Annotated in this window: 21 protein-coding genes and 4 pseudogenes; 16 read left to right on the plus strand and 9 right to left on the minus strand. The window is 40.1% G+C overall.

The genetic code is table 11. From position 1 onward, the window contains the following. Positions 1 to 164: 164 nt before the first annotated feature. Positions 165 to 452, plus strand: a complete 288-nt coding sequence (locus DYY67_RS02850) for a winged helix-turn-helix domain-containing protein (protein ID WP_166390593.1) — start codon at positions 165 to 167, stop codon at positions 450 to 452. Between the two features lie 19 nt (positions 453 to 471). Then, positions 472 to 852: a C2H2-type zinc finger protein gene (locus tag DYY67_RS02855; protein ID WP_255492696.1), complete on the plus strand. Its 381-nt coding sequence runs from the start codon at positions 472 to 474 to the stop codon at positions 850 to 852. Positions 853 to 868: 16 nt separating this feature from the next. Here DYY67_RS02855 and DYY67_RS02860 read toward each other — a convergent pair whose 3' ends face one another. Then, a complete protein-coding gene (locus DYY67_RS02860; protein ID WP_166390595.1) occupies positions 869 to 1,153 on the minus strand; it encodes an antibiotic biosynthesis monooxygenase family protein in 285 nt (94 codons plus the stop codon). Between the two features lie 112 nt (positions 1,154 to 1,265). Between DYY67_RS02860 and DYY67_RS02865 the strand changes: the two genes are divergently transcribed. Further along, entirely contained in the window at positions 1,266 to 1,523 is a 258-nt protein-coding gene (locus DYY67_RS02865) for a hypothetical protein (RefSeq protein ID WP_166390597.1), read from the plus strand. Here the strand turns inward: DYY67_RS02865 and pth2 are convergent. Then, on the minus strand, positions 1,520 to 1,876 hold the full coding sequence (gene pth2 / locus DYY67_RS02870) for a peptidyl-tRNA hydrolase Pth2 (protein WP_166390599.1): 357 nt from the start codon (positions 1,874 to 1,876) through the stop codon (positions 1,520 to 1,522). The genes DYY67_RS02865 and pth2 overlap by 4 nt on opposite strands. A 209-nt stretch (positions 1,877 to 2,085) precedes the next feature. Between pth2 and DYY67_RS11460 the strand changes: the two genes are divergently transcribed. The 6 genes and pseudogenes from DYY67_RS11460 to DYY67_RS02895 all read left to right on the plus strand — a co-directional run bounded on the left by DYY67_RS11460 (position 2,086) and on the right by DYY67_RS02895 (position 6,254). Next, positions 2,086 to 2,268 carry an FAD-dependent oxidoreductase gene (locus tag DYY67_RS11460; protein ID WP_320415938.1) on the plus strand — a complete coding sequence of 61 codons (183 nt, stop codon included), beginning with the start codon at positions 2,086 to 2,088 and terminating at the stop codon, positions 2,266 to 2,268. After that, a complete protein-coding gene (locus DYY67_RS02875) occupies positions 2,241 to 3,224 on the plus strand; it encodes an NAD(P)/FAD-dependent oxidoreductase (protein ID WP_320415939.1) in 984 nt (327 codons plus the stop codon). Before DYY67_RS11460 ends, DYY67_RS02875 begins: the two co-directional genes overlap by 28 nt. A gap of 54 nt (positions 3,225 to 3,278) precedes the next feature. Continuing rightward, positions 3,279 to 3,458 carry a zinc finger domain-containing protein gene (locus DYY67_RS02880; RefSeq protein WP_166390601.1) on the plus strand — a complete coding sequence of 60 codons (180 nt, stop codon included), beginning with the start codon at positions 3,279 to 3,281 and terminating at the stop codon, positions 3,456 to 3,458. Positions 3,459 to 3,463: 5 nt separating this feature from the next. Further along, positions 3,464 to 3,745 (plus strand): elongation factor 1-beta, encoded by a 282-nt coding sequence (locus tag DYY67_RS02885; RefSeq protein ID WP_166390603.1) that lies wholly within the window; start codon positions 3,464 to 3,466, stop codon positions 3,743 to 3,745. 13 nt (positions 3,746 to 3,758) lie between these two features. Continuing rightward, positions 3,759 to 5,934 (plus strand): annotated as a pseudogene (locus DYY67_RS02890) (CDC48 family AAA ATPase). A 2-nt stretch (positions 5,935 to 5,936) separates the two neighbouring features. Beyond that, a complete protein-coding gene (locus DYY67_RS02895) occupies positions 5,937 to 6,254 on the plus strand; it encodes a hypothetical protein (RefSeq protein ID WP_166390605.1) in 318 nt (105 codons plus the stop codon). A 1-nt stretch (position 6,255) separates the two neighbouring features. On the opposite strand, the gene cyoE is transcribed toward DYY67_RS02895, so the two are convergent. Continuing rightward, entirely contained in the window at positions 6,256 to 7,134 is an 879-nt protein-coding gene (gene cyoE / locus DYY67_RS02900; RefSeq protein ID WP_166390930.1) for a heme o synthase, read from the minus strand. Positions 7,135 to 7,228: 94 nt separating this feature from the next. On the opposite strand from cyoE, the gene DYY67_RS02905 reads away from it, so the two are divergent. The 4 genes from DYY67_RS02905 (at position 7,229) to DYY67_RS02920 (ending at position 9,662) form a co-directional block, all read left to right on the plus strand. Continuing rightward, positions 7,229 to 8,326 carry a cupredoxin domain-containing protein gene (locus tag DYY67_RS02905; protein WP_255492697.1) on the plus strand — a complete coding sequence of 366 codons (1,098 nt, stop codon included), beginning with the start codon at positions 7,229 to 7,231 and terminating at the stop codon, positions 8,324 to 8,326. Beyond that, positions 8,323 to 8,736 carry a Mov34/MPN/PAD-1 family protein gene (locus DYY67_RS02910; protein WP_166390607.1) on the plus strand — a complete coding sequence of 138 codons (414 nt, stop codon included), beginning with the start codon at positions 8,323 to 8,325 and terminating at the stop codon, positions 8,734 to 8,736. Before DYY67_RS02905 ends, DYY67_RS02910 begins: the two co-directional genes overlap by 4 nt. Positions 8,737 to 9,134: 398 nt before the next feature. After that, positions 9,135 to 9,392 carry a DUF2024 family protein gene (locus tag DYY67_RS02915; RefSeq protein WP_166390609.1) on the plus strand — a complete coding sequence of 86 codons (258 nt, stop codon included), beginning with the start codon at positions 9,135 to 9,137 and terminating at the stop codon, positions 9,390 to 9,392. Positions 9,393 to 9,464: 72 nt separating this feature from the next. Next, complete coding sequence (locus DYY67_RS02920; RefSeq protein ID WP_166390611.1) at positions 9,465 to 9,662, plus strand: hypothetical protein; 198 nt, start codon at positions 9,465 to 9,467, stop codon at positions 9,660 to 9,662. 1 nt (position 9,663) lies between these two features. On the opposite strand, the pseudogene DYY67_RS02925 reads toward DYY67_RS02920, so the two are convergent. From DYY67_RS02925 to DYY67_RS02940, 6 genes and pseudogenes are all read right to left on the minus strand, one after another. Beyond that, positions 9,664 to 11,698: pseudogene (locus tag DYY67_RS02925) on the minus strand (sodium-translocating pyrophosphatase). Between the two features lie 99 nt (positions 11,699 to 11,797). Next, positions 11,798 to 12,160: a M48 family metallopeptidase gene (locus DYY67_RS02930; protein ID WP_166390934.1), complete on the minus strand. Its 363-nt coding sequence runs from the start codon at positions 12,158 to 12,160 to the stop codon at positions 11,798 to 11,800. Between the two features lie 156 nt (positions 12,161 to 12,316). Continuing rightward, positions 12,317 to 12,409 carry a DUF359 domain-containing protein gene (locus DYY67_RS11865; protein WP_445082569.1) on the minus strand — a complete coding sequence of 31 codons (93 nt, stop codon included), beginning with the start codon at positions 12,407 to 12,409 and terminating at the stop codon, positions 12,317 to 12,319. 79 nt (positions 12,410 to 12,488) lie between these two features. After that, positions 12,489 to 12,620 (minus strand): annotated as a pseudogene (locus DYY67_RS11870) (DUF359 domain-containing protein); the annotation flags it as partial. Further along, positions 12,565 to 12,771, minus strand: coding sequence for a hypothetical protein (locus tag DYY67_RS10545; protein ID WP_255492702.1), 207 nt, complete (start codon positions 12,769 to 12,771; stop codon positions 12,565 to 12,567). The pseudogene DYY67_RS11870 and the gene DYY67_RS10545, both read right to left, overlap by 56 nt. A gap of 67 nt (positions 12,772 to 12,838) precedes the next feature. Continuing rightward, positions 12,839 to 13,920, minus strand: a pseudogene (locus DYY67_RS02940) (Mrp/NBP35 family ATP-binding protein). Positions 13,921 to 14,018: 98 nt separating this feature from the next. Between DYY67_RS02940 and DYY67_RS02945 the strand changes: the two are divergent. From DYY67_RS02945 to nadC, 3 genes are read left to right on the plus strand one after another with little or no spacing between them, the layout of a single operon-like run. Continuing rightward, on the plus strand, positions 14,019 to 14,618 hold the full coding sequence (locus DYY67_RS02945) for a DNA-directed RNA polymerase (protein WP_166390613.1): 600 nt from the start codon (positions 14,019 to 14,021) through the stop codon (positions 14,616 to 14,618). A gap of 6 nt (positions 14,619 to 14,624) precedes the next feature. Beyond that, positions 14,625 to 14,813, plus strand: a complete 189-nt coding sequence (gene spt4 / locus DYY67_RS02950) for a transcription elongation factor subunit Spt4 (protein WP_166390615.1) — start codon at positions 14,625 to 14,627, stop codon at positions 14,811 to 14,813. 1 nt (position 14,814) lies between these two features. Next, the gene (nadC, locus tag DYY67_RS02955; protein ID WP_320415940.1) at positions 14,815 to 15,519 is read left to right on the plus strand and encodes a carboxylating nicotinate-nucleotide diphosphorylase; all 705 of its coding nucleotides are present in this window, start codon (positions 14,815 to 14,817) and stop codon (positions 15,517 to 15,519) included. Positions 15,520 to 15,524: the final 5 nt, after the last annotated feature.

Raw genomic sequence — 15,524 nt, forward strand, 5'->3', positions numbered from 1 at the left:
TCTAAATCTTTGCCCTTGTTTTGCTACAGATTATTTCAAAGGCAACAGATCAAAGATCTTTTGTATTAGATTTTTATTTTAAAACACTGGAAGATAGCATGTACAAAAAGGCTAGTTAACTTTGTTAAGTAACCCATTAAATCAAAGAAACAAAATTAAGAGTAATGCTTGAGATTGGAGATATTAACGAGGAGATGATGCAAGATCTCTTGTCAGATAAAGCCAACAGGATGATACTAAAATCAATTATGACCGCCCCAAAATCTACAACTCAGCTCTGCATAGAATGCGACATACCTACAAGTACAGCATATAGAAAGATGCAGAAACTACTTGACTACAAGGTAATACGTAGAATTGGCACCATAAATGAGGCAGGCAAAAGAGAGATACTCTACAGGAGCAATTTTTCAGTTTTGAAGAAAGCTTCTCAATGGGAAGAATTTTGTTAAACTAAAATAAAGTGCCGCCTTGGCATACAATATGATCACTGTTAACTGTAGAGACATCCTTCCCATAAAATCAACACTAGCTGTTTATACTTCTGACCAAGTGGGTGCAGTTCCTGCGTTAAAATCACGTGAGTTTATGCTTGCCCCAATAGAAGACGAGGAGATCAATGCGGCAAACGTAATCACGGCAATCAAAATGTTCCTTGCGTCACTAGGATGTGAAAGACATTTTGCAGTAATACAGAAAAATGATGTAATTTCAGTAGTCGCACTTGATGGATACAAGATAGATGTACCGCCACAAGGTGTCACTGACCAGTTTTTTTCATGTGTTCATTGTGGATATGTTACTCAATTTGAGACAATGTACAAAAATCACATGAAGATCCATTATTTGTGATGTATAGCCAGAGGCGTCAATTGGCAACTACTTCATAGAACATGGGCCTAGGTGGGGTTTGCATGTATGAATGTCCCTTTGATTGAATTCGAAAATGCTCCTGTGTTTGATGCATTTTTTCAAACTTTTCCTGACTCTCAAACTCTACCAATATGGTATGTTTGCCAGTACGAGTTGCCAGCAGTCTTCGGTTAATGAATCCATCAAACTTGGCAAGATCGTGGTTGGATTCATTTACCCATTTTTTGAATTCTTCCTCTACACCGCTTTTTAGTTGGATCTCAACTACAGCTACGAACATAGAATTCCTCGAGGCTGGAGGATTTAAGAGGATTTCTAATATTCCCACTTTTTGTAAACAAGGTCTCAATAGACGCAATAATGCTAAATACGGGATTACGTTCGACAGATGTATGAATGAGAGACTGCTCATATTTGGCGGAATTGCAGCGGCAATTGTAGTTATGACTACAGCAGTTTTTCCATTTTGGAATCTTATTCCCAACATGGTAACGGAACAAGTTACCGTAAAGTCATCAGACCAGAATGGTTGTTATGTTGAGACTCATGATCATTTTGTCATAAAGATACCGCCATGCAACGCACAGCCCGGACAAAACATAACAGCTACATTTGATGCCAAAGTAAGAGATCGTGAAAAACAAATCTAAAGCAGTTTTAGACTTTGTGTAACCTTATCAATTGTATCTTCTGGAGCAGGCCCTATAGAGATACAGGTTACCGTTCCAGGTGCAATCTGGGTATGACCTGCATCAGTTACCTCTGACCACGGAAGACCAAGAGTAATTACATGTTTTTTTACATTTTCCAATTCGGATAAACTTGAAACTTTGAGCACTACTTTTTCTTGACCAGACTCTTGCCATGCATCATACCACTCCTTATGAGATTTTCTTACATGTTCTGCACCTAGGACACATGCATGCCCCACTTGGGCAGCAATCTTTCCAGTACCCATTCCGAGATCCTTTCTTACTACAATTACCTGTTTAATGGTACCCATATCAATTTGGAATAATATTAGTACATGTTAAACTTTTGAATTGAAAGTATTTTTTCATGGACAAAAACTGGACTTGAGACGCCAGATATTCAACGGTTAGATAAATACATGGAATTGTTCTGTTTTTTACAGATAGTTCGATTGCATTCTAAACAAGAGAATCCCTGACACGATGTTTGATATAAATAAATGATGAAAAGTAACAAGGTGTGGATTACGACGTAGTTGTTGCAGGTGGAAGCGTGGCAGGACTTTTGTGTGCAAGAGAAATTGCATTACAAGGCCACAAAGTCCTTGTCATAGAAGAAGACTATGAGATTGGTCACACCAGAACATTGCGGGGGACTTGTAAGTCATATCAGCCATGGATGATCTTGGAATCATCCCAATGAGAGCTACACTTGACAACAAGGTAAGAACTGCTCGCATGATAGCGCCATCAGGAAAGAGCTTTACACTAGATGCAAGACCGCAACAGGTCATAGTACTTGATAGGAGAGAATTTGATAAGCAAATTGCACATCAGGCCAAAGTCAACGGTGCAGAGATACGAGTAAGGTCATCACTTAGAGAAATAACCAAAGACGGCGTCAAGACAAGCGACGGAGACATCAAGTGCAAGATAATAGTTGATGCAAGGGGAGTCTCCTCTTTAATTCACAAGGACCGTACAGGAACACTGCAATCTGCACAATACGAAGTATATGCAGACTGGATTGACAAGGAACAAGTCGAAGTATATCTTGATCAAGAAAAATACCCTGGATTTTTTGCGTGGATAATACCAACCAGACGCGACGAAGCAAAAGTAGGAGTTGCCGGAAAAGGAATCAATCCAGCTTTGGTGCTAGAAGACTTTTTGAAGCAAAAAGGCAACTATTCCACTGTAAGAAAAATATTTGCGCCCATATGGGTAAAGGGGCCAATCAAGGAATTTGTAACAAGAAACATAGTAACAGTAGGAGATGCTGCAGGACAGGCCAAGCCCACCACTGCTGGCGGAATTTATTCTTCAGGGCTTGGCGGCATATTGGCGGGAAACGCAATATCCAAATTTTTAGAATCTGGAAAAAAAGAAGAGTTGCAAAAATATCAAAAAGAATGGTCGGAGAAATTTGGAAAAGAGTTTGAGCAGATGCTTCTTGCCAGATCTCTTCTTGAAAGACTTGACAACAAATCGATCAATGGTCTTTTCGAATCAATAACTCCTCAAGTGTTAGAAGAGATTTCAAAAGAGGGAAGCTTTGATTTCCACACAGTATCTGTTGCAAAACTTTTAGGAGTAAAAGGTTCTGTAAAAGCTATTCAGGCAATTTTAGGAAATGAATTGAGACGATTATTGAGCTAAATGTGCATTTGCTCATAAGGAAGATATAAATTCGGTAAAAAGTCAGTTTCCAATATGTCGTCGTCTATTACTTTACCAGTATGCAGTTCGTGCCATAGACCAATAATGCCTAATGATAAATGTGTAAAATTCAACTGCCCTAACTGCGGCTCTGAATTGCTTTGGCGCTGTGAAAGTTGCAGAGAGTCGGCTAAAGTTTACAAGTGTAAATCATGCCACTTTGAAGGACCATAAAGAATATGCCTCGACTAGTTTTACGAGCAAAGATTTTACCAACAGGTACTGAAATAGATCTAGACGGTGTTGCTAAAAACATCAGTACAACTCTAAAGGACGGCATAGCGCTTTTAAAATATACAAAAGAGCCACTTGCTTTTGGTCTCTACTTTATTAATGCCGAATTCGCCTTAGATGACAAGGAAGGACAAATGGACTCACTTGAAAACAGTGTACGTTCAATTGAAGGCGTAGGAGAGTTCGAGGTACTCGGAGTAAGTCGAGCTTCTGTAGACGCCAAGTAATGGAGGTGTCTTTTTGGTAAAAAAAGATGAACTGCTCCAGATGCGCGTTGGAGAAGCAAAAGCAAAAGGGACGTAGGCAAAAGACGAGCCTAGAATAGAACCAGAAGCCATGGAATTTTTAAAAGTTGAACCTGGAGATATGATAGAGATCATAGGGAAAAAATCTAGCTGTGCAATAGTATGGCCAGCCGATGATGACAACAAAGCTCCTGACATGGTCAGAATAGATGGCCAGACAAGAAAGAATGTCGGCGTGGGATAAACGATCTAGTCAATGTTAGAAAAGTCATTGCAAAACCAGCAAAAAGCGTTGTCTTGATGCCAGTTAATGGAAATGTTACAGTAGATAAGGAATTTACAGATTTTGTCAAAAACAGACTAAAGGGTTTGCCTCTTTCCGAAGGAGATGAAATATCAGTAATGATTCTTGGAAATTCCATGGACTTTAAGATACATAAAATTTCACCAAAAAGCGTTGCCAAGATAGACCGCGGTACAGCACTTACCATTTTGACTGATACTTCAGTTGACAAAAAGGCGCGTGTCACATACGAGGAGATAGGCGGACTCAGAGCACAGATAGACAGAATGCGCGAAATTGTAGAACTTCCCCTAAAACATCCCGAAGTTTTCAGCAGATTAAACATAGAACCACATAGTGGAATTCTTTTGTATGGACCACCGGGATGTGGAAAGACATTGATTGCAAAAGTACTTGCAAGTGAATCAGAAGCCAACTTTTATTCCATAAATGGTCCTGAGATAATGAACAAGTATTATGGAGAGACAGAGGCAAGACTTAGAGATATTTTCAAGGAAGCAAAAGACAATGCTCCAAGTGTGGTATTCATTGATGAAATTGACGCTATTGCTCCAAAAAGAGAAGAAGCTTACGGCGATGTTGAAAAAAGAGTAGTAGCTCAGTTACTGGCGCTCATGGACGGCCTCACAGATAGAGGCAATGTAATCGTACTTGGTGCAACAAACAGACCAGAAAGTGTAGACCCTGCGTTGAGAAGACCTGGTAGATTTGACAGAGAGATAGAAATTTCAGTGCCAAACGCAGACGGTAGATTAGAGATTTTACATATTCACACAAGAGGAATGCCTATTGCAGAAGATGTTGACTTGAAGGTTCTTGCAGCAGAGCTCCATGGATATACAGGTGCTGATATCAAGTCACTTTGCAGAGAGGCTGCAATGAAAGCTCTTAGAGCATTTTTGCCCGAGATCGAGATGGAGACTGAAAAAATATCTCCTGCAATACTACAGAAGATGACCATACGCCTTCAGGACTTTTACGATGCAACACATGAAATTGTCCCAACTGCAATGAGGGAGTTTTACGTTGAAAGTCCAAAAGTATGGTGGAAAGATGTCGGAGGACTAGATGACGCAAAAAGAACACTAAATGATAATTTGATTACTGCCATAAAAGAACCGGCAAAATTCCAGAAGATGGGAATCAAGCCTCCAAAAGGCGCTTTGCTTTATGGTCCACCAGGATGCGGAAAGACAATGCTTGCAAGAGCACTTGCAACAGAGAGTGGGGGCAACATGATATTGGTAAGAGGAGCAGAAATATTGTCAAAATGGGTAGGCGAATCTGAAAAGGCAATAAGAGAGATTTTCAGAAAAGCAAAAGCATCATCACCGTGCATTATAATTTTTGACGAACTTGACTCTTTAGCAAGATCAAAATCGCTCGAAGAGGGGGAGGAGTAGGAGAAAGATTGCTCAGTCAGCTACTCACAGAGATGGAAGACGGTGGAGCTGCAAGAGTCATAGTTGTCGGAATTTCCAACAGGCCTGATCTGATAGATCCTTCGTTGTTAAGACCTGGTCGCTTAGACTTGATACTCTTCATTCCACCAGCTGAAGAAAAGGGAAGATTTGAGATAATCAAAACACTCACACGACAGATGCCTCTATCAGGGGATGTCGATTTGAAGGAGATTGCACTTTCAACAAAGGGATACACAGGTGCCGACTTGGTAGCAGTATGCAGAGAGGCAGCAGTGCAGGCAATGAGAAACAATACGCCAAAAATCAGTAGCGGAGACTTTGCAGCTGCATTAAAAGTCATCAAACCATCCATTACCAAAGGCGTTGAAGATTGGTACACATCAATCAAAGACAATATATCGTACGCATTACCCAAGCCAATTGACAAGGCGTTTTATGGTTAGATATGGCAACTATTCCTCTTAGAAATTCAGTATATGAAATAGTAAAAAATGCAGGCTCTATGACAGACTCTGAGCTCTCAAAGGCATTGATAAAAGCAGGAATTTCTATTCCTGAAGACGAATTCAACAAAACACTGCTGAATCTTGAAATCTATGGCCTCATCAAGGTTACTTGGCTAACAAAAGACGAGAGAAGAGTTGAGATTTACGAAAAAGAAGAAAACGAAGATGACATAGAAAAGCAAAACAGGGAAAGCCTAGAAAAAGAATACGAAGCAGGGTTTCCTGGTGTCGAACAAGAGCAAGACGTTCAAGAATAATTTATTTTATCACAGGAAAATGGAATGCTGCATCAAGTGCAATTCCTACAAATATTATTGTAAGGTATGGAGCAGTCACCTTGTAGGCCTTCCATGCAAAGTCCGAAGTCGGAGTCTTTGTCAGCTTGTAATGATATACCAGCATTAGGCCACCTGATACTGCGGCAATTGCAAGATAGACATAGCCCAATCCAAACGCTACAAGTGCCAATGAATATGGAAGTAGTATCGCGGTGTTGACAAGTATGTACTTGGATGTCTTTTGCATTCCAATCAATACAGGCAACATTGGAACATGTGCTTCCGCATAATCATCTCTTATCTTCATTGCAAGACACCAAAAGTGAGAAGGAGTCCACGCAAAGACAAGAACACCTACAAGTGCGCCCAATATGTCCATTGAGCCAGTAGCAGCTGCCCATCCTGCCATAGCAGCACAGCTTCCAGCAAAACCTCCAATTACAATGTTGGACGAATTGGCACGCTTGAGCCAGACAGTGTAGACTATCACATAGAAGAAGACTCCTAATGCGATGAAAAATGTAGAAACCGGATTTAGTGTAAACCATGCATAAATTACAGAGACCGCACTTACAATTAGACCATATATCAGAACATTTCTTGCAGACATCCTTCCTGACGGGATTGGTCTATTACTGGTTCTTTTCATCAATAGATCGATGTCTCGATCATAATAGTGGTTGAGAGCACTTGATCCGGCTGAAGAAAGCGATCCGGCAATGATTATGTGCAATAAACTGACATAGTTGAGTTGTGGACCTATCAATTTGCTTGCTGCGTACATCGATGTTACGGCGGTAATTACAAGTAAAACTACTATACGTGGTTTTGATATCTCCAGTATTTCTTTTAATCCCACTAGTCTTAGCGAGTCTGCTGGGAATTTAATTTCTTCGAAGTTTGTCACGAGAGGTCAAAAGAATTAAGTACCTCACTTAATCGAACTACCACAGATGAGCGACTGGGATCTAATGATGCCTGGTATGGGTTTGACCTCCATAGGTCTTGGAGGAGTCATTTTAACCTACTTGGGAATTGCCAATACGTTTCTTACAGGAATGCAGGCGCTTTCAGGTTTGACCATGCTCATAGGCATGGTGTTCTTGGCTGCAGGAATTCTAAGTGGCGGTGTTTCAACTAGCCCAAGAGCCAAAGCAACAACTCTTGTGATATTTGGAATTGCAGGTTCTGTCGCAGGTTATGCAATTAGTCTCAATACTGTCATAACATCATTGCCCAGATTTGTAGGACTTTTAATTATCATAATCATACCAACTGTTGTCATAGCATTTTCATCTATGAAAGCTCAGAAATATTTCAAACCAATAGCAGTAATATTTGTGGCTGCCATGGCAGTTGGAATTGGATCATTTACCGCGTTTGGATTCATGGGACCTGGTGCACAATTCTCTCTGCATCCACTAAATGAAACCAATGCAACACAAACAGCCGCTCAGACTTTGCCAACAGCTCCAGTAATTACAGTTAGCATTCCAGTCAACGCATCCATTAAAGGAAATCCAAACTTTACACCTAATACTGTCACAGTTCCAAAAGGCGACATAATAAAGTGGACCAATAACGATACAGTACCTCATACTGTTACAAATGCCCCAGATGGTGCAATATTTGATTCAAATTTGATTTCAGCAGGCAAGACATATTCACTTGACACATCAAAATTAAACGGAACTGAATATGACTACATGTGCACAGTGCATCCATTTATGACAGGCAAGATAATAATAACTCAGCCACTTTTTGCAAATGTTACAATCTCAAAAGGAGCATCCACGCAGAGCGCGGGACAAAAATATTTTGATCCAGCCAGCCTTTCTGTTAAAGTTGGAACAACTGTAATTTGGACCAACCAAGATTCTGCATCACATACAGTCACAAGCGGTGATCCAAGTGCAGGACCCTCAGGGACATTTGATTCTAACCTGATCAAGCCTGGAAACACATTCAAACATGCGTTTACAACAGCAGGTACAACGTCATATTTCTGCACAGTTCATCCATGGATGACTGGAAAAGTTATAGTAGGATGACATTACAAAAAGAGATAACACTTTCTAAAAATCACGTTGACACACTAATACGACATGCAAAGCAAAACGAGCCCAATGAATCTTGTGCCATACTTTTTGGAAAGAATAACAATGGACAATTTTCAACAACAGATGTATTTCTAACAAAAAATACAGAACCAACACCTGTTAATTTCACCATATCAAACGAGGATCTCATTAAAGCATACAAAGAATCTGAGGAGAAAAATTTAGAAGTCATAGCAATTTTTCACTCTCACCCAAACTCGGTAGCTTATCCCTCATCCACTGACCGTCAATACATGGAAGTAAATCCAGTCCCATGGATTATCTATTCAAACACAAATAACGAATTTAGAGCATATATTTTAGAATCGACTATCGTACCAGTTAATGTAACAATCCTTTAGCATTATTGCTTGTGTATGTTCTTTTTATGTCGCTCAAAATGCTCTTTATCTACAAAGGTTGCGCTACAATCCTTACACTTGAATCCGGCTTTTTGGCCCCACACTGATAAATAATACACGTAAGTTACGTAAAAGAATTGCCCTAGCCTAAACGTGATCTTTATACCATTGTAGAATTATTCGCAAATTTCCTGTAATTTCAATTGTTTTCCCAAGATCGTCAACGCTCCTAATGGTTCGGTAGACCGAATAGGAATAATGACTAAAATGATCTGGACTAACTTTATCGAATTCCAGAATAATGTTCTTGATCTTTGGAAGATCGGCTGACACTTTATGTATTACGATAAAAACCCGCGGGATTTAGAATAAATATCCCTTTTTCATCAATCAAAAACATGGACATTCACGTATACGACACATATGTAGAGGCAAAGGACGGCCATACGATGCATTTTGATGTCATTACAAATGTAAAAGATCATCAGAAGGCAATCCAGTATGCAAAAGAATGGCTTAAGAGCATAAACGAATCAGATGCAAAGGTTACAACCGAAGAGTGCCAATTCTGTCACACACAAGGTGCACCTCAGCCAATTGCTAACGAGATCCAGCAGAAAGGATACTTTATCCAAAAAATGGAAGGCTGCCCGTAACTACCTTTTTTCAATTTTTTAAACTCTTATTTTTGAAAACTCTTTTTAGATCGCCCTATTCTATTTGATATCATGGCAAACAATAGCAAATACAACAAACTGACAGTAGAAGGAGAAATCCAAACCAAGTGGATATGCGGCTGTTTTGAGACAGTAGACGGATTCTTCAAGTTTTGTACAGAACACAACAATGCAATGAGAAAAACAATAGAGGCTCAAATAGACGAGCTTGACATGACATTGATTGTGGATGATAAAAGATCAGACTAGTCTACAAAACAAAGATGGCAACAAATGCAGATACGAAAACTATTGCTACGGTATTTAACAATTTAATGACGGTATTTAGTGCAGGTCCTGCAGTATCCTTGTAGGGATCCCCAATTATATCTCCAACAATTGCTATCCTGTGCTCTTCAGTTCCCTTTTGTTTGTTGATTTCCATGTATTTTTTGGCATTATCCCATGCACCACCAGTATTTGCCAGGTGGAATGCCAGGAAAATCCCCGTAATTACAGCACCCATCAAAAGTCCAACTACTGCAGATGGACCCAAAATTATACCAAGAACGATAGGTGCTGCAATTGTTATTGCGGCAGATTTCCAGAGCTCACGCAATGACGCCACGGTTGCAACATCAACACATTTTGCATAGTCAGGCTTTGTCTCATGGGTCAAAATGCCAGGAGATTCCTTGAATTGTCTTCTTACTTCTTCTACCATTTTAGAAGCTGCCCGTGCTACTGCTGAAATCAACTGGCTTGTGATAAAGAACGGCAATAAACCTCCTACGAGCAACCCGACAACTACGGCAGGATTTGAAAGACTAGTAATCAAAGGTATGATGGAAGACTTTTCCTGCTTCATACTGAAATGCCTGAATCATGGCTAATGCCGCAAGACCCGCACTTGCAATTGCAAACCCTTTAGTCACAGCTTTTGTAGTATTTCCCACTGCATCAATTTCATCTGTAACTTTACGATTTTCTTCTCCCATACCTGTCATTTCTACAATTCCACCTGCGTTATCGCTAATAGGACCAAACGCGTCTATGCTCAATACAATTCCTGCAAGGCTTAGCATTGCCATAGCAGTAAGTGATGTACCAAAGATTCCATAAAGCACTGTTTGAGTAGGATCTGGTGCTGCAGATGATGCCAACACATACGAGGTAGCCAAGGCCACTACAATAGCAATCATGAACGGCCCTGTTGAGCGCATTCCTTGAATTATACCCATCAGTGTAAGTGATGCATATCCCCATTTTGCAGAAGCCGCAATTTCTTGGACAGGTTTGAACCTATAGCTTGTAAAGTAATCTGTGATTCGCTGTATTATTGGTACCAGAATAACTCCTATTACTGTACTACCAAACAATGCATACGCAATCTGAGTATGACCAAGAAACAGATATGTGAAAACAAAATTAAGTGCGATTGCTATTGCAGCAGAAACATAAAATGCGTTGGCAAGGGGCTTGTTTACATCTGTCATCTTTCTTGGAGTTATGGTTGCAATACCAATGATAGATGCAAATAATCCTGAAGCACCAATTAACATAGGATAAAACAAGTTTTGAGGAGTTCCAATCAGTCCTGCAATTAGTAGCGATGCAAGCATTGTTACAATATATGATTCATAAATATCAGATCCCATCCCAGCCGCATCTCCCACGTTGTCTCCCACGTTATCGGCAATCGTTGCTGGGTTTCGTGGATCATCTTCTGGGATATTTGCTTCAACTTTTCCTACCAAGTCTGCACCCATGTCGGCAGCCTTTGTGAAGATTCCACCACCGACCCTGATAAACAGAGCAATCAGACTAGCGCCTATACCTACTCCAGCAATTGTGATAGGATTTGGAAACGCAAAATAGAGTAGACTCATGCCCAAAAGAGCCATGGCAGGCACGGCAAGACCCACTGTTGCCCCACCTCTAAATGCAAGAGCAAATGTATGCCCAAGTCCTTTTCCAGATGCGTTTGCAGCTCGAACTGCTGCCTTTACTGTAATTTTGAGTGCGATCAGTCCAGCAATGGCAGAAAGCCCAGCGCCGACAGCAAAAGCAATGCCGTTTGTAGAGCCAATTGCGGCACCGATCAGGACAGCAAGACCTATGGCTATCGGAATAACAATTCTAAATTCTCTTCTCAAAAATGCCATTGCGCCTACCCCTACTGCATTTGAAATATCTAGCATCTGTTGTGTTCCAGGCTTTTGTTTAGATACCCATGTTGCAAGTACTGCCGCAATGATGAAGGATATGATTGACGCACCGACCGGAACCAGTTCTTTGAGCGTCATCTAAAAGTAAAACCCGGCTGGAGTATTTATATAAATTTATTCTACTTTTCTCATATAATGTTATAATGAAATGATTTAAAGTTCTTTTAAAAAGAATTTTTACACTCTTTTTCGATATGGTTTAAAATTTTTTCCGGCCAAACCTTGCCTTACAAGCTTGTTGAAACGCTTTCCATGGCTAAGATAAGGAAATCGAAAATGGATTAGTTCGTGCACGATGGTATTTTCAAGCGTCTTGTCATCAGGTATTTTCTTGATATTAACAAAGACCAGATTGTGTTGCAGGTATGACACCCCCAAGTATTTGTAAGCCGAAGTCCTTCTACCCTGAGTAACTTCCTTTGGCATGTCAAGAACTTCTCTAGTTGTCAACAACACTTTGGGTTCTGAGATTCCAAATCTCTGGGAATAGATCCCAACCTTCTCCAAGATCTTAACTTTCAGGTCTAAATCATGTTTCATTGCTTGAGAGTCGTTCTGAAATAGTTTAATTGGAATTGTCAAATATCGTGCAAGAGTTTGTGCATTTTTCCAAGTTTACCAAAAAAGTGGTTATTTAGGGTCAGAACTTGTGTAGCTTAATCATAAATCATACAGCCACCGTGTCATCATACCCCGCTAACTCATAGAATTCATAATCTTACTTGACTTATTTCTTATCTCTTCGGTTACAGTCACAATGACCAGTCCTTCGTTTGGCTGTCCATACATGATAACAGAATTCTCCGGAGCATGTATGGACAACGGGTAAAACCAGCAGGTCTTCTTCACCTTTTACAATTATTCGAACTGGCATATCTGCCTGAAAGGCTTTTTTGATGACAGATATGCTCTCGTCGGTAATCTCTGCTGCAGGGTTTACGCACTCAAGAACCGTCTTTGTGTGTCCCATTGGCAAATCTCGCTTGTTTCTCTTTTCCATAGAATCTACTATCTGCAATGACGGGATCAAGTCCAAATTTTATCATCTTCTCAGTGGTGGCATCTCCTATCGTTATCAAAAAGGTACCTTTTGGTACGATTCGTAAAATATTCTCTTTTGTTACCTCAGAATCTTTAATTAATAATCCCATGGGTATTTTGAGACTATCACGCAAACTGTCGGGTAGATGCACACGATACCTTTGTTTTATTCTATTTTTATGTAGTTGCTTCTGCAGCCATTTCTTCGCTTAGCTGGCTTGCAATCACACTACATCTTGCTGCTACATTCTTTGCCACAGCCATAAATGCTGGGCATTTGGAGAATTTGGATCAGTTACAAGTACAGGCCTGCCGCTGTCAGAGCTTTCCATGATGCCCGGATTTAGAGGAATTCCACCCAAGAATGGCAGACTGTGTTTTTCTCCCATTCTTTTTGCACCATCTTTGCCAAAGATATAATGATCAGTATTGCAATTATTGCATTTGAAATAGCTCATATTTTCTATCACGCCAATAATTGGCACGTTGAGTTTTTGGAACATGCCAAACGCCTTTACTGCCACATTGCTTGCGACTTCTTGAGGAGTGGTCACGACTACTATACCAGTAATAGGAATTGTTTGAGCCAGTGTCAATGGTATATCTCCTGTTCCCGGTGGGAGGTCTACAATTAGATAATCAAGATCACTCCAGTTTGTATCTACTAAAAATTGTTTTAAAATTCCTGAAATTATCGGGCCACGATATATTGCAGCCTGGTGTTCTTGATCAGCGAAGAATCCAAATGATACTACTTTCAATCCATGCGATTCTGCAGGCTGTAGTTTGTTATTGTCAACTTCTAGTGCAGCTTTTCCCATTCCAAGCATAAGCGGTACGCTTGGGCCGTAAATATCCGCATCAAGAATTCCAACTCTAGCACCAGTGTTTGCAAGAGCCAATGCAAGATTTACGGATACAGTTGTCTTACCAACACCGCCCTTTCCACTTGCAACACCTATGATGTTCTTGACAGTAGGTAGCATCTCATCCATGCTGAGTGCACGGCCTTCCATAACTTTGGCAGTAACTTTGATGTCTGGTTTTGATACCCCTGGAATTTTTGATAATGCTTGACGTACGTCTTGCTCTATCTGCTCATTGAAAGGGCATGCAGGAGTAGTTAATTCTAAAGTAAACTTGAGATCATTGCCATTTATCTCCAGATCCTTTATCATCCCCATTGAGACGATATCTTTTTTGAGATCAGGATCAATTACGGTGCTTAATGTCTGTAAAACCTCGTCAACTGATACCATACAATAAAAAATTCCTTAGTACAATATTTAAACATAGGCAAAAATAGCATACAAGCTATCCAAAGATTCATAAATTCAGATTTTGCCAGTTTTTTTGAATGTTTTCTATATCAACCCTTACTGATGTAGTTAGAGTTCCACCGAAATTATTTGGCGAGTCGCTGAAAAAGGCAGCCATAACAATTTTGAGAGAAAAGTACGAGAGCATGATAAATCCAGAATTGGGTTATGTCATAATGATTATGGACACCAAAGTCGAGAAAATGGGCAAAATTATTGCCGGAGACGGAGGTACTTATCACAGAGTAGAATTTACTGCACTTACATTCCATCCAAAGCTTCAAGAAATTGTCAGAGGAGAGATTGTTGAAATTACAGACTTTGGAGCATTTGTGAGAATTGGTGCAACTGATGCTTTGTTGCACTTGTCACAAATAATGGATGATTATCTAAAGAGCGACGTAAAGTCAGGCATGATTTTGGCTAACCAGAGTGGAAGAACAATGAAGATTGGCACCACACTTCGAGCAAGAATTACCGCAGTATCATTAGGCAAAACCGCTGCAATGAAAGTCGGCATAACTTGCAGACAACCGTTCCTTGGTGCAGATGAATGGATTGAGGAAGAGATAAAAAAGTCAAAATCACCTCCTACCCCACAAGCTGAAAAGGCCAAAAAACCCGTAGAAGCCAAGTGATAAGAAATGGTTAGAGAAATGGCTTGTCGCAAGTGCAAATTTGTAACCATTGGGAAGGTATGCGCAATTTGTAAATCAACAGACTTGACACCAGATTGGAGTGGTGCTGTTCTCATAGTAGATCCCATAAATTCAGTCATTGCAAAATCTTTAGGAATAACTGAAAAAGGAAAATACGCCCTCAAGGTAACCTAGATTGCACAGTCGTGCAAAAAAAGCACTAGAAACATTTCTCAGAGAAGATATAGGTAAAGGGGACATTACAAGTAAGCTTCTTCCAAGAAAAAAAATTTCCGCAGTCATAATTTCTCGTCAGGCAGGCATCGTTGCAGGTACATTGCATGTCAAAGAGATATTTACTTCAAGAAACTGTCGAGTCAGAATTCTAAAAAACGACGGCACAAAGATAAAACCTAATGACAGAATAATTGCCATATCAGGTCCTGCATATTCTGTTTTATCATGTGAGAGAACCGCACTTAATTTGCTATCGCGTATGAGTGGAATTGCAACGCAGACAAACAAGTTGGTTGGAATCATCAAAAGCGCAAATCCAAAAGTAGAACTCTATTCCACAAGAAAAACTGCTCCAGGTCTACGTATTTTTGACAAGGAAGCAGTGGAGATAGGTGGCGGCAGAAAATACCGAGTCGCTCTTGACCAGATGGTCATGATAAAAGATAATCATCTAGCAGTAGCAAAGTCATTACAGGATATAGTACGCGCTGCAAAAAAACGATATAAAAAATTTGAAGTTGAAGTAGAAAACCTCGATGATGCAATAACAGCTGCAAGAGAAGGAGCATCAATTATAATGCTTGACAATATACCTCCAAGAGAGATCCTACACATAATCCAAGTCTTAAAACGAGCTAAATCTTCGAAGACATGTAAAAATTGAAGCCT

Origin of the sequence: Candidatus Nitrosotalea sp. TS, assembly GCF_011319465.1 — an archaeon.
GTDB lineage: Archaea > Thermoproteota > Nitrososphaeria > Nitrososphaerales > Nitrosopumilaceae > Nitrosotalea.